This is a genomic window from Paenalcaligenes sp. Me131, from assembly GCF_050487225.1.
Taxonomy (GTDB): Bacteria; Pseudomonadota; Gammaproteobacteria; order Burkholderiales; family Burkholderiaceae_B; genus Paenalcaligenes.
The window spans coordinates 301,976-320,055 of sequence record NZ_JBKQGY010000003.1 but is presented as its reverse complement, the minus strand read 5'-3'; the positions used below and the strand labels follow the sequence as shown (position 1 = coordinate 320,055).

Annotated in this window: 17 protein-coding genes and 1 tRNA gene; 13 read left to right on the top strand and 5 right to left on the bottom strand. The window is 51.6% G+C overall.

The features are described 5' to 3' along the window. The first annotated feature begins 26 nt into the window (after window positions 1-26). Complete coding sequence (locus ACLPHM_RS13170) at window positions 27-794, top strand: 2-keto-4-pentenoate hydratase (protein ID WP_430221688.1); 768 nt, start codon at window positions 27-29, stop codon at window positions 792-794. Window positions 795-823: 29 nt separating this feature from the next. After that, on the top strand, window positions 824-3,829 hold the full coding sequence (locus tag ACLPHM_RS13165) for an FAD-binding and (Fe-S)-binding domain-containing protein (RefSeq protein WP_430221687.1): 3,006 nt from the start codon (window positions 824-826) through the stop codon (window positions 3,827-3,829). Between the two features lie 59 nt (window positions 3,830-3,888). On the opposite strand, the gene ACLPHM_RS13160 is transcribed toward ACLPHM_RS13165, so the two are convergent. Next, window positions 3,889-3,964: transfer RNA gene (locus ACLPHM_RS13160), tRNA-Phe, on the bottom strand. Between the two features lie 176 nt (window positions 3,965-4,140). Here ACLPHM_RS13160 and hemA point away from each other — a divergent pair. From hemA to ACLPHM_RS13135, 5 genes are all read left to right on the top strand, one after another. Further along, window positions 4,141-5,409: a glutamyl-tRNA reductase gene (gene hemA / locus ACLPHM_RS13155; protein ID WP_430221686.1), complete on the top strand. Its 1,269-nt coding sequence runs from the start codon at window positions 4,141-4,143 to the stop codon at window positions 5,407-5,409. 96 nt (window positions 5,410-5,505) lie between these two features. Continuing rightward, window positions 5,506-6,585, top strand: coding sequence for a peptide chain release factor 1 (prfA, locus tag ACLPHM_RS13150; RefSeq protein ID WP_430221685.1), 1,080 nt, complete (start codon window positions 5,506-5,508; stop codon window positions 6,583-6,585). After that, window positions 6,585-7,406 (top strand): peptide chain release factor N(5)-glutamine methyltransferase, encoded by an 822-nt coding sequence (gene prmC, locus ACLPHM_RS13145; RefSeq protein ID WP_430221684.1) that lies wholly within the window; start codon window positions 6,585-6,587, stop codon window positions 7,404-7,406. Before prfA ends, prmC begins: the two co-directional genes overlap by 1 nt. A gap of 13 nt (window positions 7,407-7,419) precedes the next feature. Then, window positions 7,420-7,746 (top strand): Grx4 family monothiol glutaredoxin, encoded by a 327-nt coding sequence (gene grxD, locus ACLPHM_RS13140; RefSeq protein ID WP_135864391.1) that lies wholly within the window; start codon window positions 7,420-7,422, stop codon window positions 7,744-7,746. Continuing rightward, complete coding sequence (locus ACLPHM_RS13135; RefSeq protein ID WP_430221683.1) at window positions 7,743-8,330, top strand: UbiX family flavin prenyltransferase; 588 nt, start codon at window positions 7,743-7,745, stop codon at window positions 8,328-8,330. Before grxD ends, ACLPHM_RS13135 begins: the two co-directional genes overlap by 4 nt. A gap of 10 nt (window positions 8,331-8,340) precedes the next feature. On the opposite strand, the gene ACLPHM_RS13130 is transcribed toward ACLPHM_RS13135, so the two are convergent. From ACLPHM_RS13130 to paaG, 4 genes are all read right to left on the bottom strand, one after another. Beyond that, window positions 8,341-8,943 carry a TetR/AcrR family transcriptional regulator gene (locus ACLPHM_RS13130; RefSeq protein ID WP_135864387.1) on the bottom strand — a complete coding sequence of 201 codons (603 nt, stop codon included), beginning with the start codon at window positions 8,941-8,943 and terminating at the stop codon, window positions 8,341-8,343. Window positions 8,944-9,023: 80 nt separating this feature from the next. Beyond that, the gene (paaK, locus tag ACLPHM_RS13125) at window positions 9,024-10,331 is read right to left on the bottom strand and encodes a phenylacetate--CoA ligase PaaK (RefSeq protein ID WP_430221682.1); all 1,308 of its coding nucleotides are present in this window, start codon (window positions 10,329-10,331) and stop codon (window positions 9,024-9,026) included. Window positions 10,332-10,378: 47 nt separating this feature from the next. Next, the gene (gene paaI / locus ACLPHM_RS13120; RefSeq protein WP_430221681.1) at window positions 10,379-10,828 is read right to left on the bottom strand and encodes a hydroxyphenylacetyl-CoA thioesterase PaaI; all 450 of its coding nucleotides are present in this window, start codon (window positions 10,826-10,828) and stop codon (window positions 10,379-10,381) included. Window position 10,829: 1 nt separating this feature from the next. Beyond that, window positions 10,830-11,627, bottom strand: a complete 798-nt coding sequence (paaG, locus tag ACLPHM_RS13115; protein WP_430221680.1) for a 2-(1,2-epoxy-1,2-dihydrophenyl)acetyl-CoA isomerase PaaG — start codon at window positions 11,625-11,627, stop codon at window positions 10,830-10,832. 166 nt (window positions 11,628-11,793) lie between these two features. Between paaG and paaN the strand changes: the two genes are divergently transcribed. The 6 genes from paaN to ACLPHM_RS13085 all read left to right on the top strand — a co-directional run bounded on the left by paaN (window position 11,794) and on the right by ACLPHM_RS13085 (window position 18,079). Beyond that, window positions 11,794-13,455: a phenylacetic acid degradation protein PaaN gene (gene paaN / locus ACLPHM_RS13110; protein WP_430221679.1), complete on the top strand. Its 1,662-nt coding sequence runs from the start codon at window positions 11,794-11,796 to the stop codon at window positions 13,453-13,455. 78 nt (window positions 13,456-13,533) lie between these two features. Then, window positions 13,534-14,697: an ABC transporter substrate-binding protein gene (locus tag ACLPHM_RS13105; protein WP_430221678.1), complete on the top strand. Its 1,164-nt coding sequence runs from the start codon at window positions 13,534-13,536 to the stop codon at window positions 14,695-14,697. Between the two features lie 70 nt (window positions 14,698-14,767). Further along, the gene (locus tag ACLPHM_RS13100; RefSeq protein WP_430221677.1) at window positions 14,768-15,640 is read left to right on the top strand and encodes a branched-chain amino acid ABC transporter permease; all 873 of its coding nucleotides are present in this window, start codon (window positions 14,768-14,770) and stop codon (window positions 15,638-15,640) included. Window positions 15,641-15,643: 3 nt separating this feature from the next. Next, window positions 15,644-16,600 carry a branched-chain amino acid ABC transporter permease gene (locus ACLPHM_RS13095; protein WP_430221676.1) on the top strand — a complete coding sequence of 319 codons (957 nt, stop codon included), beginning with the start codon at window positions 15,644-15,646 and terminating at the stop codon, window positions 16,598-16,600. Beyond that, window positions 16,600-17,391, top strand: coding sequence for an ABC transporter ATP-binding protein (locus ACLPHM_RS13090; RefSeq protein WP_430221675.1), 792 nt, complete (start codon window positions 16,600-16,602; stop codon window positions 17,389-17,391). Before ACLPHM_RS13095 ends, ACLPHM_RS13090 begins: the two co-directional genes overlap by 1 nt. Continuing rightward, entirely contained in the window at window positions 17,378-18,079 is a 702-nt protein-coding gene (locus ACLPHM_RS13085) for an ABC transporter ATP-binding protein (RefSeq protein WP_430221674.1), read from the top strand. The genes ACLPHM_RS13090 and ACLPHM_RS13085 overlap by 14 nt, the downstream gene beginning before the upstream one ends. Window position 18,080 lies beyond the last annotated feature (1 nt).

Genomic DNA, 18,080 nt, shown 5'->3' with positions numbered 1-18,080 from the left:
AGCGCGTATCGTTTTAAGGAAAAGAGATGAAGAACCTATCTACTACGTCAGAGCAACTGGCATCGCTATTAGGTGCTGTGCATGAAGATCCCACACACACAATTGCGGTGCCGCTATTGCTTGAGCCTATTGATGCAGAGCAGGCGTATGCCACCCAGCGACAAGTGCTGGCCTTAGCTAAAGAGCAAGTGGGAGGGTGGAAGGTAGGGGCTAAATCTGCAACAGGTGTTATTCAAGGAGCCCCCCTGCCTAGGCGGGGGGTGTTTCCTAGTGCAGCCGTGTTGCCGCGTAATCGTTTTTCCGCCTTTGGTGTAGAGCTAGAACTACTGTTTACCTTGGGGCGCGATTTTTTGCCTACCGATAGCATGGCTACAGAGCATGAGGTCTTGGCTGCTATTGATGCGATGGGGGTATCGGTAGAGATAGTGTCTAGCCGATTAGCAGGATGGCCGGATGTACCCAAGCTCATGCAGCTCGCCGACTTCCAAAATCATGGCGCGCTTATTGTGGGTGACTTGGTGGCCTACGACCCGGACTTTGACTTCCTTCAGCCCATGGCGTCGTTAACCTTCAACGGTACAGAAGTTTTTAACAGTACAGGAGTTAACCCTGCGGGTGACCCGCGGCGGTTATTGCATTGGGTGGTGAGGCATAGCCAAGAACAAGGTATGCCGTTGCGAGCAGGCACCGTGATTACTACGGGTTCTTATACCGGCATGTTTTTCCCAGAAGCCAAAGGGGTGCTGAGAGGGCAAATTCAACACTTGCCGCCCATTACGTTTGAAATTATTTAACCCCCTCTTTATTTACAACAGGAATACCTATGCAAGAGCAGGCTGTTCATTTGGTGCCATCTGGTGGGCGCATTGGGTCTAGCGTTGAGGCTCAGTTGAGCAAAGAATTACGTGGGGACGTTTTATTTAGTCGCGCAGATAGGGGCAGGTACGCCACGGATGCGTCTATTTATCAGATTATGCCTCTAGGGGTAGTGGTGCCACGGGATCAAGATGATTTGAGTATGGCGTTGGCTATAGCACGGCATCACAACCTGCCCGTCTTGGCGCGTGGTGCGGGGACCAGTCAATGTGGTCAGACCGTTGGTGAGGCTCTGATCATTGATAACACCAAATATCTCAATCAGGTGGTGGCGTTTGATGCAGAGGCCAGAACCATTGTGGTTGAGCCTGGCATGGTGTTAGACCATTTAAATGCGTGGTTGAAACCGCATGGGTTATGGTTTCCGGTGGATGTGTCAACCGCTGCGCAATGCACCATAGGTGGGATGACAGGGAATAACTCGTGTGGATCGCGCTCTATTGAGTACGGCAACATGGTGCATAACGTAATGGGTATAGAGGCTGAATTAGCCGATGGCACTTTAGGGAATTTTACGCGGTTGCCCGAGATGGTAACGCAGGGGCGCATAGGCGATATCGTCGCGGGTTTACAGGCTATTGCCAGACGTGAGCGCACAGAAATTATAGAGCGTGTGCCCAAGGTGCTACGTAGGGTTGCGGGCTACAACATTGATATTTTTGATTGTCAGAACCCTCGTGCTTACACCGACGATGGGGTCGCGAACTTAGCGCATATATTGGTGGGCTCAGAAGGAACATTGGCGTATAGCCGGTATATTACGTTGCAGTTGCAGCCGTTGCCTGTGCATAAAGTATTGGGGGTGGTGAATTTTCCTACCTTCTATCAAGCCATGGACATGACGCAGCACATTGTGAAGTTAGGGCCAGTAGCCGTAGAGTTGGTGGACAGCACCATGATTGGTTTGGCCATGAGCAATCCGGCGTTTAAACCTGTGATAGAAAAAGCCTTGGTGGACCAGCCTGACGCCATTTTATTGGTAGAGTTCGCAGGGGAAGAAAAGGCTGCTCAGTTACAAAAATTAGCGAAATTAGTTGAGCTGATGGCAGATCTGGGATTGCCGGGTTCTGTGGTGGAAATGCCCAGTGCTGCCGAACAAAAGGCGTTGTGGGATGTGCGCAAAGCGGGCCTGAACATCATGATGAGTATGAAAGGGGATGGTAAGCCCGTTTCATTTATCGAAGATTGTGCCGTGCCCCTAGAACATTTGGCCGAGTACACCAGCCAGCTCACGGAAGTGTTTCATGAGTACGGTACAGAAGGTACGTGGTATGCACACGCGAGTGTGGGGACATTGCATGTACGGCCCATTTTGGATATGCGCCATGGCGGGGCAAAAGACATGCGCAAAATTGCCGAGGCGGCAGCGGAATTAGTACGTAAATACAAAGGTGCTTACTCTGGAGAGCATGGGGATGGGCTGTGTCGTGGAGAATGGGTGGCTTGGCAATATGGTCCTACACTGAATGCCGCATTTGGTGAGATTAAGCAGTTATTTGACCCGGATAATCGCTTTAATCCCGAGAAGATAGTGCGACCTCCCAAAATGGATGATGAGCGAAACTTCAGATTTCCTCAGACCTACCGGGAATTGCCTTATCAAGCCGCGTTGGATTGGTCTACGTGGAATGTAACGCGTGACCCACTGACTGGTGTAGAAGGCGAGGTAGGTAGCGGGAGAGATCAAACAGGAGGGTTGGCCAAGCTGGTGGAAATGTGTAATAACAATGGCCATTGCCGTAAATTTGATGCGGGTACTATGTGCCCTAGCTACCGTATTACACGCGACGAAAAACACGTGACGCGGGGGCGTGCTAATACTTTACGACTTGCTATTTCAGGCCAACTGGGCGATGAGGGGTTAGCAAGCCCTGAGGTAAAAGAGGCCTTGGATTTGTGTGTATCTTGCAAAGGGTGCAAGCGCGATTGCCCTACGGGTGTGGATATGGCAAAGATCAAGATTGAAGCGCGTGCGGCATGGTCTAAACGGCACGGCACCCGTTTACGTGAGCGATTAATTGCCCGGTTGCCTGCGTATGCTCCATGGGCCAGTAAGTGGGGCGGTGTGTTGGCAGCGGCAGAGCGTATTCCGGTGTTGTCTGGTTGGGTAAAAAATCGCTTGGGGCTGTCCACACAGCGATCATTACCGCGCTTTCACAGTTCGTTCTTGTCTCAGGCCCAAGCAACCTCAGCGGCCACCACCAAAGAAGTGCTGCTATTTGTGGATACGTTTAATAATTACATGGAGCCAGACAATGCCCGGGCAGCGCAGCGTGTATTAGAGGCCAGTGGTTACCAGGTGCATTTCAGCCAGCCACCCGGCGAACGACCCCTGTGTTGTGGCCGTACGTACTTGGCTGCTGGGATGGTAGATGAAGCTAAAGCAGAAGCGACTCGTACTCTCGAAGCATTGTTACCCTTTGTGGAGCGTGGTGTAGCGTTGGTTGGGTTAGAACCATCGTGTTTGTTGTCACTGCGAGATGAGTTTCTGAATTATGGTTATGGTGAGGCGGCACAAAAACTAGCATCGGCGTCATTTTTGTTAGAGGAGTTCTTAGTTGCAGAGCACAAGGCTGGACGTTTGGCTTTGGATTTGAAACCGTTGCAACACGAGAAAATTCTTGTGCATGGCCATTGCCATCAAAAAGCGTTTGATGCGTTTACGCCAGTGCAGACGGTGTTGAGGTGGATCCCCGATGCGCAGGTAGAGGTGGTGGAGTCATCGTGCTGTGGGATGGCGGGTAGCTTTGGCTATGAGGCAGAGCATTACGAGGCATCGATGGCAATGGCTGAGCTATCGTTGTTGCCTGCTGTACGTAAAGCAGACGACGCCACATTGATTGTGGCAGATGGCACCAGTTGTCGTCACCAAATCCAAGATGGCGCGCAACGCGCTGTGGTACACGTAGCCAGAGTGCTGGAGGCTGCGTTGGACGGTGGGGCAGTGAGATGATCAGTGCGTGATAAAGAAATGCAAAAAGCCCAATCCGAAGATTGGGCTTTTTTAATTCGTGGTGGCCTTGGGCGGAATCGAACCACCGACACAAGGATTTTCAATCCTCTGCTCTACCGACTGAGCTACAAGGCCACGAAGAAAATAATTATAGCACGCAGTTTGGGTTTGTAAACCCCCTGCAACAAAAATTTTACTGGAGACCTGATTTGCCTCAGGGAAGCGGCATTTACAAAGCCCTGGTTTGGGTTCTAGGCTGCGGGCGCTTATAATATGCTCCATACCTAAATTATCCTTATTGGCTCAAGTCAGTGGACGTTCTTACTTTCGGTCTGAATTACGTCTCCGCACCTGTTGCTGTGCGTGAGCGAGTGACGTTTCCTATGGACGTGCTTCGGCCCGCCCTGGAAGGCCTGCGCTCGGCCTTTGGAAAGAGCGTTAGCGAAGCTGCCATTCTGTCTACCTGTAATAGAACAGAGATCTACTGTGCAGCTGAGCCACACGTGGCTGAGCGTTTGCCTGAGTGGATGGCTGAATTTAACAGCCTGAAATCCAGCGAGCTGGTTCCTCATCTTTATCGTTATCAACAAAATGGTGCCGTGCGTCACGCCTTCCGTGTGGCCAGTGGTTTAGATTCCATGGTGTTGGGCGAACCCCAAATTCTGGGGCAGATGAAAGACGCAGTGAAAGCCGCCGAAGAAGCAGGCGCACTGGGCACGTTGTTGCACCAGTTGTTCCAGCGCACATTTTCTGTTGCTAAAGAAGTACGTTCGCAAACCGCGATTGGTGCGCATTCGGTTTCTATGGCCGCTGCAGCGGTGCGGTTGGCTGAGCGTGTGTTTGGTAATTTGGGCGATAGCAAAGTACTGTTTATCGGTGCTGGCGAAATGATTGAACTCTGTGCCACACACTTTGCGGCGGCTAGCCCCAAATCCATGTGTGTAGCTAACCGTAGTTTGGATCGAGCAGAATCCCTAGCAAATCGCTTTTCAGCTCAAACCATGAAGCTGTCCGATTTGCCCGACCATATAGATCAATACGACGTTATTGTGTCCTGTACGGCCAGTTCCTTGCCCATCCTGGGGTTGGGGATGGTAGAGCGGGCGATTCGTGCACGTAAACACCGTCCTATGGTGATGGTGGATTTAGCCGTACCTCGCGATATAGAACCTGAAGTGGCACGCCTGTCTGATGTGTACTTGTACTCAGTGGACGATCTAGGCCGTGTCGTGCAGCAAGGTACTGATGCGCGTAAAGCGGCTGTCGTTCAAGCCGAAGCAATTATTGATACCCAAGTGCAAAACTTTATGCACTGGTTATATAACCGCGAAATTGTGCCTACGCTGATTGATGTACAGCGTAATGCTGATCAGTTACGCCAGCTTGAGCTGGATCGTGCTCGTCGTATGTTGGCACGCGGTGAATCACCTGAAGAGGTGATGGAGTGGCTGGCTCATAGCCTGACACAGAAGTACCTGCACGGCCCCATGGCCGAATTGAACCGCAGCGAAGGCCCGCAACGTGACCAGTTGTTGGATATGCTGCCGCGTTTATTGCCTGATTCGCACCGTCGCCGGTAGCGACGCTCTATTGCGTTCATTCTTGGGCTGTGAGCAGGCAACTCTGCACGGGCCCGTACTTTGGTCCCTACCGTTTTCACACACTATCCCTGCCTTATGAAAGATTCTATGCGTACCCGGTTGGAGCAGTTGGCTCACCGGTTGATTGAAGTGGATGCCCTGTTATCTGAGCCTGAAACGGCTTCAGATATGGACAGCTTCCGTAAATTGTCGCGAGAGCGCTCCGAGTTGGAGCCCGTGGTGGAAGCCTTTAATCGCTATGTAGCCACCGAGGGCGATCTGGAAACCGCACAAGAAATGATGCGTGACCCTGAAATGCGTGAAATGGGTGAAGAAGAGTTCCGTATTGCGCGCGATGGCATTGCTGCGCTCGAAGACGAGCTGCAGTTGTTGTTGCTGCCTAAAGATCCGGATGATGGTCGTGGTATTTATCTAGAGATTCGCGCCGGTGCGGGTGGTGATGAAAGTGCCATTTTTGCGGGCGACTTGTTGCGTATGTACAGCCGCTTTGCTGAACAAAAAGGCTGGCGCGTGGAAATGATTTCTGCACACGATGCGGAAATGGGTGGCTATAAAGAGGTGATCGCACGTATTGAAGGCGATGGCGTGTATGGTCAGTTGAAGTTTGAGTCTGGCGCTCACCGAGTACAACGTGTGCCGGAGACAGAAGCCCAAGGCCGTGTGCATACCTCTACTGCAACCGTTGCGATCATGCCCGAAGCCGATGAGGCCTCTGACATTGTGATCAACAGTAATGACCTGCGTATTGATACCTTCCGCGCCAGTGGTGCGGGTGGTCAGCACGTGAACAAAACCGACTCTGCTGTGCGTATTACTCACTTGCCTACAGGCGTAGTGGTGGAATGTCAGGATGACCGTTCCCAGCACCGTAACCGCGATAAAGCGATGCAGGTTTTGGCGGCAAGGTTGAAAGATCAGCAATTGCGCGAGCAACAACAGAAAGAATCTGATCAGCGTCGTTCGCTGGTGGGTACAGGGGATAGGTCCGAACGTATTCGTACCTATAACTATCCACAGGGCCGCGTGACCGATCACCGTATCAACCTGACGCTGTACAAGCTGGGCTACATCATGGAAGGCGATATGGAAGAAGTGATCAACGCCTTGTTGGCAGAGCACCAAGCTGAACAGCTGGCGGCCTTGGCCAACGCATAATGAATACAGTACGTGCTTGGCAGCGCGCATCACAGCTTCCCCGTTTGGAGCAACAAATGCTCTGGGAGCATGTGTTGGGCGTGAGCCGCGCATGGTTGATTGCGCATGATACCGACGAGCTACCAGACGCCGCTGTGCAAGCGTATGCGCAGCTAGAACAAGAGCGCTTAGCTGGCACGCCAATGGCGTATTTGGTGGGCTGGCGTGAGTTTATGGGCCACAGATTTAGTGTGTCGCCGCATGTGTTGATTCCGCGCCCCGATACCGAAACCTTGGTAGAACACGCGTTGAGTTGCCTAGCAGGCAAGTCGCAACCACGTGTGTTAGATTTAGGTACAGGCAGTGGCGTTGTGGCTATTTCTATTGCATTGGCACGCCCCGATGCTCAGGTGATAGCCACCGATTTCAGTGCTGATGCCTTACTGATGGCGACTAAAAACTCCCACGATTTGTGTGCAAAAGTCGAATTTTTTGCAGGGAGTTGGTACGATGCACTGCAAGGCGTTGAAGGTTTTGATTTAATTGTCTCCAACCCCCCTTACATTGCGGCAAATGATCCCCATCTATCAGAGGGTGACGTGCGCTTTGAGCCAGATATGGCGCTAAGTGATGGGGCAGATGGTTTGACTGATTTGCAGACTATTATTAACGGTGCTTCGCGATTTTTGTTGCCTTCAGGGCAGCTTTGGATGGAGCATGGTTGGGATCAAGCTGTACAGGTACGTCACATGTTGCAGCAGGCCGGTTTCAAGGCGGTGCACAGCAAACAGGATCTAGCCGGAATTGAACGTATATCCGGTGGGTGCATTAACGATTTTTAAGGTGGTATAGACCATGAGCGAAGTTCAAGATTTTATCCGTGAAACCGTGACCGAAAACCCAGTTGTGCTGTTTATGAAAGGTACAGCACAAGCTCCTCAGTGCGGTTTCTCTGCGCGTACTGTGCAAATCTTGCGTGCAGTAGGTTTGAACCAAGTAGTGACCGTAAACGTGCTGGACGACGAAGAAGTACGTCAAGGCATTAAAGATTTCTCTAGCTGGCCTACTATTCCTCAACTGTACATCGGCGGTGAGTTTGTGGGTGGTTCCGATATCGTTTCCGAAATGTTCGAAAATGGCGAACTGGAAACTATGTTGCGTGAGGCTGGGGCTCTGGAATGAGTTCAAGCGTAAGGCAACGCATTATTGTTGCCATGACAGGCGCAACGGGGGCACTGTATACGGTGCGCCTGTTGCAAATGTTACAGCGCTGCGAGGGGGTGGAAAGCCATTTGGTGGTTTCACCCGCCGCAGTACTGAATCTAGATCACGAGTTAGGCATGACACGCCAGCAGTTGTATGATCTGGCCGACGTTGTGCATAGTCATAAAGAAGTGGGCGCAAGCATTGCGAGTGGCAGCTTCAAAACGGCCGGTATGATCATCGTGCCGTGCTCTATGCGTACACTGGGTTCTGTTGCGCATGGGCTAGCTGATAACCTGATTACTCGCGCTGCCGATGTGGTGCTGAAAGAGCGCCGTCGCTTAGTGCTGATGGTCAGGGAAACGCCGTTTAACTTGGCGCACTTGCGCAATATGACAGCGGTGACGGAAATGGGGGCTGTTATTTTCCCACCCTTACCGGCGTTTTATTTCAAACCACAGAATATAGCTGAGCTAGTAGATCACTCGTTGCAACGCGTGTTAGCCATGCTAGATATAGATGTCCCTGGGCCAGAGTGGCAGGGGCTAAAAGAAGAACGGTAAGCCGTTGCGCTTACCGTATATTTTTCAGACCTTCCAAAATCAACGTGGTGGCAAGATCAGCGTATTCTTCGCGACTGATAGGGCCATCTGGTCTAAACCACATATAGACCCAGTTCAACATCCCAAACAGCGACATGGTGACCGGCTTCAGTAGCGGGCGCTCGGCGTTGATATCGGGGTTGATTGCACGGATTGTATCGGCGATCTGCACCACAATCTTGCGTTCCAGCATGTTGATTTCGTGCGTTTCTTCTTCAGGAAGCGAACGCTGGCAATTCAGCTGTACCAAGTGTTTATCATCGGCGTCACGATAACATTCTAGAATTTGGCGCACCAATTTACGCAGGCGTACTTCAGCAGGATCATTCTTGCTTTCTTCGGCAACAATTTCTAGCGCGTCATCCAGTTCTTCGAGGTGACTACGGATGATGTCAAAAATTAAGGCAGTTTTGCTGGGGTAGTAGTGGTACAGCAAAGCCTTGGAAACCTGACTGCGGGCAGCAACTTGCGACATGGAGGCTTTTTCCATGCCCAGCTCTGCAAAAACGGCAGCAGCATTGGTTAAGATGTGCAACTGCTTTTCTTCAAAGTCAGCTGCGCGTGAGCGAGCCATATTTTTCCTATGTAAGTAAAACTATCAGTGTAGCGTATTCTTGTACATCAGCCTGTAACAGGCTGATGTACAAGGGGTAATTATTGCTTGGGTCGGTTATCCACAATGCGCTGCGCTTTGCCTTCGGAACGCAAGGTACCGGGTTGGGCAACGTTGATGTGTGTACTGATCCCGATGATGCTCTTGATGTGGTGTGCCAGTTCTTTGGCAGCACGCTGACGAGAGGCGTCATCTGTGGCTTGAGGCTGGCACTCAACGTGAACGGTCATGTTGTCCATACGACCAGACTTGTTCAGTTCGATTTTGAAGTGGGCAGCCAAACCGTCACATTTCAAAATTTGCTCTTCAATTTGTGTGGGGAATACGTTTACGCCACGCAAAATGATCATGTCATCACTGCGACCGGTGACTTTGGCCATGCGACGCATACTGCGAGCAGTACCTGGCAGCAAACGGGTCAAATCACGAGTGCGGTAACGAATGATAGGCAAGCCTTCTTTGGTCAGAGTGGTGAACACCAGTTCGCCTTCTTCGCCATCAGGCAGTACTTCACCTGTTTCGGGGTCGATAATTTCTGGGTAGAAGTGATCTTCCCAGATGTGCAGACCGTCTTTGGTTTCCACACACTCGTTCGCCACACCTGGGCCCATCACTTCAGACAAGCCATAGATATCCACAGCATGCATATCAAATGCTTGTTCGATTTCCAAACGCATGGCGTTAGTCCATGGCTCAGCGCCGAAAATACCGACTTCCAGTGAGCACTTACGTGGGTCCAAACCTTGGCGGTGGAACTCATCCAAAATAGACAGCATGTAGGATGGGGTCACCATGATGATACGAGGTTTAAAGTCGTTAATCAGGGATACCTGACGTTCGGTCATACCGCCAGAAATAGGTACTACCGTACACCCCAATTTTTCCGCGCCATAGTGAGCACCCAAACCGCCGGTAAACAAACCGTAACCGTAGGCGTTGTGCATGATGTCACCAGGTCTACCGCCAGCGGCCTGAATGCATCGGGCAACCAATGTGGCCCATGTGTCGATGTCATTGCGGGTGTAGCCTACAACGGTAGGTTTGCCCGTGGTGCCAGAAGAGGCGTGAATACGTGCCAGCTTTTCGCGTGGTACTGCAAACATCCCGAAAGGGTACGACTTGCGCAGGTCATCCTTGCAGGTGAAGGGGAACTTGGCCAAGTCAGCCAAGGTTTTTAGATCAGACGGGTGTACGCCGGCTTCGTCAAAACGCGCCTTATAGAAAGGGGAGTTTTCGTAGGCGTGTGTGAGCGACCATTTCATGCGCTCTAATTGCAGTGCGGAAATTTCATCACGCGAAGCCAGTACGATGGGGTCCAGATCAGCTTTGTTAGGAATGATAGGTTCCATGGTTTTGTGTCCTCTACTTCTCTATTTCTTTGTGTAAGCCGTGCCTCTTAGGGCTGGCTATCAGGCAATAATGAACCTTTGATGGTGCGCGAAAGGCCACGGAATTCTGCGATGTGTTCGCCACGTTGATTGTGGAGACTAATGTCGTAGATACCGCTGCGACCAATTCGGCTGACTTCACGTGCCGTAGCCGTGAGTTCGTCGTGTTCGAATGCAGGAGCCAAGTAGCTAATAGAGCATTGTTGGGCCACTGTTCGTTGGTTATAGGTATTGCAGGCGAATGCAAAGCAGGAATCGGCCAGCGTAAACATGTAGCCGCCGTGGCATGTGCCGTGGCCGTTTAGCATGTGCTGAGCAATACGCATGCGGATGGAGGCGGTGCCAGCATCCACAGAGAGCAATTCCATATTCAGATGTTTGGTGGCGTGATCGTCCGCCCACATGGCATCTGCACAGGCTTGTGCTAAAGCCTGAGGGGAGAGAGTCGCTGTGCTCATCTTATTTCCCCTTGAATTCAGGTGCGCGTTTTTCCAAGAAAGCCGTCACGCCTTCTGCGTAATCGTGACTACGTCCTGCACGGCGCTGTAAGTCACGCTCTAAATCAAGCTGTTGATCCAGACTGTTTTCAGAGGCGGCTTGAATGGCTTGTTTGATTAAGCCTAGGCCAAACGTTGGGCCCTGAGCCAGTTGACGTGCCAGTGTCGTGGCGGTGTCTTGCAGTTCGTCATCTTCTACGGCTTGCCAGATCATGCCCCATTCAGCAGCTGTGGTGGCTGTCACCGGGGCTGCAGTCAGTGCCAAGGCTTTGGCACGAGCCTCACCAATGAGGTTAGGCAAGCTCCATGTGCCGCCCGAATCTGGCACCAAACCAATTTTAGAAAACGCCTGGATGAACTTGGCCGAACGTGCGGCCAAAACGATGTCACATACCAGTGCAATATTGGCACCAGCGCCTGCGGCTACACCGTTTACTGCGCAAATGACGGGTTTTTCCAGTGCGCGAATTTGACGAATGAGCGGGTTGTAGAACTGTTCAATCGTCAGCCCTAGATCAGGTGCTGCTTCGGCTTTACGGGGATCCCTATCACCCAAATCTTGCCCGGCACAAAACCCGCGGCCCGCACCCGTCAGCAACACAGCACGTACGTCAGGATCTTGGCTGGCGCGTTCTAATTCGGCGCGCAAGGCCAAATGCATATCGGTGTTAAAGGAATTTAGCTTTTCCGGCCTGTTTAAGGTCAGGTGTAGTACGCCTTGGTCAAGACGACTCAGCACGCAATCGTGTGCAGGGTTCATTGCATGTCTCCTATTGCTTTAGAACCAGTGGTGCCGAACCTTGCTTTGGTAGGCTTTGATTTTTTTGCTTATTTTCTCAAAGTTCGGGTATTCGGGTTGTTACTATTGCATAAACCGTCCGGTCGGTCAATAATATTTGCCAAATGTAGACATAGGAAAAACCAGTATGCAGAGTTTATTTGAACAGCACCGCGCCACCTTAGAAGCGGCGTTAACAGCCCTGCAAAAACGCGGGTTCTGGACAGCATATCCAGAAGTCCCTAGCGGCAAATTTTATGGTGAAACGGCCAAAGATGATGGCTTGGCAGCGTATAACGCTACGCTAAATAGTCACTTCGAATTGCCGGCTCATCCAGGCGCTTATACGGTAGGTCAAGAGCAGTCACCGTATGGTCCGGTGCTGGGCATTACCTACCCTGCTGTCGATGCACAAGCGCTGGTTACTCATTCACAAGCGGCCGCTAAAGCATGGGCTGCAGCGTCGCACGAAGCACGTGCTGGCGTGTGTTTGGAAATTCTGGATCGCCTCAATAAACGTAGTTTCGAAATGGCTCATGCGGTGATGCATACCTCGGGCCAAGCATTTCCTATGGCGTTCCAAGCGGGTGGCCCACATGCACAAGATCGTGGTCTGGAAGCGTTGGCCTATGCGTGGGCAGAAATGGCTCGTATTCCTGCCGAAGCTCAGTGGGTTAAGCCACAAGGCAAAGCCGGTGACTTGGTACTGGAAAAACACTGGCAGATTATTCCGCGCGGTGTGTCGGTACTGATTGGTTGCCAAACTTTCCCTACATGGAACAGCTATTCTGGCCTGTTTGCTAACTTGATGACTGGTAATACGGTTATTGCCAAACCGCACCCCGCAGCCATTTTGCCTATGGCGATTACGGTGCAAGTGGCGCGTGCGGTACTGACAGAGCAAGGTTTCCCTGCAGATGTGGTGCTGTTAGCAGCAGAAGACGCCGGTACTGGGTTGGCCAAGGACTTGGCTGAACACCCCGACGTAGCGCAAATTGATTACACCGGTTCGCATACGTTTGGTAAATGGTTGCGCACCAATGCCGTTACACCGCTGGTCTATACCGAAGAGGCTGGTGTCAACAGCATCGTCGTCTCGGCAACAGATGATTTCAAAGGCATGTGCCAGAACATTGCGTTCTCGTTGGCACTGTACAGCGGCCAGATGTGTACTGCTCCGCAGAATATTTTCATCCCCAAAACCGGTATACGTGCTGGCGACGGCCATAAAACCTTGGAAGAAGTGCAGCAAGGTATTGCCGCCGCGATTGATGGTTTGTTAGCAGACCCAGCACGGGCCGCTATGGTGGCGGGTGCATTGGCAAATACCGACACATTGGAGCGCGTGCAATCCATGCGCAACGTGGCCCCAATTGTGCGTGACTCCGCTCCTATAGAGGGCTTGGAAGGTGCACGTACGGCCACACCATTGCTGTTGTCGGTACAGGCTGAAGATGAAACCTTGTACGGTGCCGAATGCTTTGGCCCCATCGTATTTTTAGTGGCGGTAGACAGTGCAGAAGAGGGTGTACGTCGCGCTGCCTCCTTGGCCAGAACCAAAGGAGCGATTACCGCTGCCTTGTACGAAACCGATGCTGACGCAACTCAAGTGGCTATTCAGGCATTTGCGGCAGCGGGTGTGAACCTGTCTATCAACTTGATGGGCGGTATTTATGTAAACCAGAGCGCTGCATTCAGTGATTTCCACGTCACAGGGGCTAACCCGGCTGGAAACGCATGCGTGGCGGATGCTGCTTTTGTAGCAAACCGCTTCCGTGTGGTGATGTGGCGTAGACCGGTGACACAGTAAGAACAAAGAAATCAGGGAGTGGCCAGCAAGGCCACCCCAATAACAAGTAGTTCACTTCAACAAGCTAGGAGACATGAGATGACTCAATACGCGTCAAAGAAAAACGTGTGCAAACTTGCTGTGGCCGCTGTGCTGTCTTGCATGGCAGTGAGCAGTCAAGCTGAAATCCTGATCGGTTCTTCCGTATCTTCCACGGGTTTTGCATCGTTTTTAGGCGAGCCTGAAGAACAGACACTGAAAATCCTTGTAGAGGATATCAATGCCAGAGGAGGTGTTGGTGTTAAGGGCGAAAAAATCCGTTTGATCTCGTATGACGATGCGAGTGATGCCAACAAAGCGCGTACGTTTGCAACGCGTTTGGTGGAAGATGACGAAGTGGTAGCCATCATCGGCGGTTCTACAACGGGTGCCACAATGGCGATCATGCCTGTAGTAGAAGAGGCTGGTGTGCCATTCATCTCGTTGGCTGGTGCCATTGAAATTACTCAGCCAGTACGTAAACACACGTTCAAAACCCCTCACACTGATCGCATGGCTTGTGCCAAGATCTTTGAGGACATGAAAAAACGTGATCTGCACAACGTAGGCTTGTTGTCCGGTTCGGATAGCTTTGGTTCTTCCATGCGCAAACAGTGCTTGGATATCGTGGATGAGTACGGCATCACTGTTGTGGGCGATGAGGTGTTTGGCCCTACCGATGCGGACATGACTCCACAGCTGACCAACCTGAAAAACAAAGACGGTATCCAAACCATCATGGTGATGGGTTTGGGTTCAGGTCCAGCCATCGTGACACGTAACTACTCACAATTGGCGATTGATCTGCCTTTGTACCAATCTCACGGTGTAGCGTCTGACGCGTTCATCGAGTTGGCTGGTGCTAAAGAAGCTGAAGGCATCCGTTTGCCAGGTACACCGTTGTTGGTAGCAAGTTTGTTGGCTGCTGATGATCCACAACGTCCTGCTGTGCAAGCTTACAAAGAGCGCTACGAAAGCAAAACAGGTAAACCTGTTTCCACATTCGGTGGTTATGCTCATGACGCGCTGTACCTGATTGTTGATGCGATTGAGCGTGCTGGCTCTACTGACCCAGCAGCTATCCGTGATGCCTTGGAAGCCACTCAAGGTTTGGTAGGTACAACAGGTATCTACACCATGACTCCTGAAGACCACTTGGGTCTGGATTTGACAGCATTCCGCATGCTGGAAATCCGCGATGGGAAATGGAAAATCATTGAGTAATACAGTCATCCGTGGGGTGTGGTAGTAGCCACCACCTCACGGTGGGCACGCTGAACGTCTGGAGACAGATATGTCCGAATTTATGCAGTTCCTGTTATCGGGACTGACGGTAGGTGCCGTCTACGCTCTGGTGGCACTGGGCTTTACCATCATTTATAACGCCTCCGATGTGGCGAACTTTGCGCAAGGTGAGTTCGTGATGTTGGGGGGCATGATTACAGCTGCAGCGTATACCGCTGGCGCACCGCTGCCATTGGCTGCTGCGCTGGCCATTGTGGTGACTGCAGCGATTGGGGTGTTGCTGAACAAGTTGGCTATTGAGCCCGCTCGCGGCGCACCGGTAGTAAGCCTGATCATTATTACGATCGGGGCATCCATTTTCGTACGTGGGGTGGTGCAACTGGTTTTTGATAAACAGTTGCATAGATTCCCTGCGTTTTCAGGTGATGATCCCATTAGGCTGCTGGGGGCAACAATTTTGCCGCAGAGTTTGTGGGTGATTGCTGGTGCGTTTGTGGTGTTCTTTGGGTTGTGGCTGTTCTTTACGCGCACCCTGACTGGCCGTGCGGTACTGGCAACGGCAAACAACCGTATTGCAGCGGTGCTGGTGGGAATCAACACTAAATACGTGATGACCTTGTCGTTCGCTCTGTCGGCAGCGATTGGTGCCTTGGCAGGTGTGTTGGTGACTCCTATTACGCTGACCAGCTACGACATTGGTATGACCATGGCGCTTAAAGGGTTTGCCGCTGCGATGTTGGGCGGTATGGGTAACCCTAAAGGTGCGTTAGTGGGCGGTATTTTGCTAGGCGTGTTGGAAGCCATGACGGCTGGCTACATTAGCTCGCAATACAAAGATGCTGCTGCTTTTGTGGTGATTTTGGCGGTGCTGTTCCTGATGCCTCAGGGGCTGTTTGGGCGTAAATCCATGGAGAGGGTGTAAACCATGAAACGATTGTCTCCTAAACATGCCACCCTGTTAATTCTGATCGCGTTGATTGCCATTGCACCGTGGTTCTTCCCTTCCTCTTACTACTTACGCGTGGGTTCACTGGTGTTTGTGAACAGCTTGGCGGTAGTGGGTATTGTGATCCTTACGGGGTTTGTAGGGCAGATCAGTTTGGGACATGCCGGTTTTATCGGTATTGGTGCGTATGCCTGCGCCTTAGCGCCTAAACACTTAGGGATTTCAGTGTTGTCCGCAGCAGTGCTGGGTGCTGTGATTTCCGGCGTGTTAGCGTGGTTGGTAGGGCGTCCTATTTTGCGTCTCAAAGGCTATTACTTGTCTGTCGCTACCTTGGGTTTTGGTGTGCTGATTTCCATGATTCTGACGAACGAGGCATGGTTAACAGGTGGCCCAGATGGCATTGTCGTGGCAGATCCTGGTTTGCGTGCATTGCTGAAAGGGTGGGGCTTGAATCTGAGCAATGCCGAGTTCTGGTACGCCTTTAGCGGTATTGCCTTGGTGATTGGTGCTGCGATTGCATTGAACTTGCAATACAGCGCAACAGGCCGTGCTTTGCGTGCGTTGCATGGTTCAGAAGTGGCTGCACGCACCGTAGGTGTGGACGTCGCGCGCTTCAAATTGCGTGGCTTTGTGATCTCTGCCATTTATGCCTCGTTTGCGGGTTCCATTTTGGCGATGCAAAACCGTTTCGTGACACCTGATGTCGCCGGCTTCATGCACTCTATTGAAATTGTGACCATGGCAGTGCTGGGCGGTGCAGCGTCTGTGTTGGGGGCCGTATTTGGTGCCACATTGCTGACAGCGTTGCCGCAAGTACTGACCTTCTTGCAAGAGTACGAGCAAATTGTGTTGGGCTTGATCATGATGCTGGTCATGATTTTTATGCGCGAAGGCGTGTTGCCTAGCTTGTCACAGAAACTACGTGGGAGAGGCTAATGAGTTTATTAGACGTTAAAAACGTAGGCATCTCTTTCGGTGGTTTGCGTGCCGTGCATGATGTGAGCTTTGCAGTGCGTGAAGGCGAAATCGTCTCGGTGATTGGGCCTAACGGTGCCGGTAAGACCACCCTTTTCAATATGTTGTCGGGGGTGTATCAACCGCAGCAAGGCGAGGTATTACTGAATAACGAGCCTGTTACCGGCATGGCGCCACATTTGTTAGCTCGCCGTGGCATGTCACGTACCTTCCAGAACTTGCAGATTTTTCCTGCTATGACAGCTTTGGAAAACGTGGCGACGGGTTTTCATCTGCAAGAAAATGGTTCGCTATTAGCTGATCTGTTGGGTTTGCCTTCAGCACGTAGACGTACCAAACGTTCCGAAGACCAAGCCCGTGAGCTGCTAGAGCGTGTGGGGCTAGGGCGTGCGGCAGAGTTTGAAGCCGGTTCGCTGTCCTATGGTTCGTTAAAACGCTTGGAAATTGCGCGGGCGTTGGCGTTAGAGCCCAAGCTGTTGTTGCTGGATGAGCCTGCAGCAGGGTGTAACGCCGTAGAAACGGAAGAAATTGAAAAGCTGGTGGCAGAAGTCGCTAGCAGTGGCATTGCGATTTTGCTGGTTGAGCATGACATGAAAATGGTGATGCGTATTTCCAATCAAATTGTAGTGTTGGATCACGGTGAAAAAATTGCCGAAGGTGTGCCTGCAGAGATCGCTAGCCATCCGCGCGTGATCGAAGCGTATCTGGGCGCAGGGGCCAAAGAGGAGGCAGCCAAATATGCTGAGTGTTAATCAATTACGTTCCAGCTATGGCCGCATCGAAGTGCTGCATGGCATAGATCTTGAAATTAGTGCCGGTGAGATTGTCGTTGTGGTCGGTGCTAACGGTGCTGGTAAAACTACCTTGCTACGTTGCTTGTCTGGCATTCAGCCGGTACAAGATGGCACTATTGTGTTTAGGGGTGAAAACCTCAACACCATGCCAGCGTACCAACGTGTAAAACGTGGCTTGGCGCAGTCACCCGAAGGGCGTCAGATTTTTACTAGCTTAACGGTAGAAGAAAATCTGCGATTAGGTGCTTATCTGTACACCGACGACAAAGTAGAACGGGACATGGAAGACGCCTTCAACATGTTCCCTATTTTGCGTGAAAAACGTAATTTGGCGGCGGGTGGTTTATCGGGTGGGCAGCAGCAAATGTTGGCCATTGCCCGTGCATTGCTTAGCCGGCCATCGTGCTTGTTGTTAGATGAGCCCAGTATGGGGTTGGCCCCCATTTTGGTGGCTCAGATTTTTGATGTGGTGAAAAGTCTGAAAGAGTTGGACGTCACCGTATTGTTGGTAGAGCAAAATGCGTTTGGCGCATTGTCAGTTGCAGACAGGGGCTATGTGATGGAAACAGGGCACATCACTTTGTCTGGCCCGGCCCAGCAATTGATTGAAGACCCACGCATACGCTCAGCCTATCTGGGGATGTAAA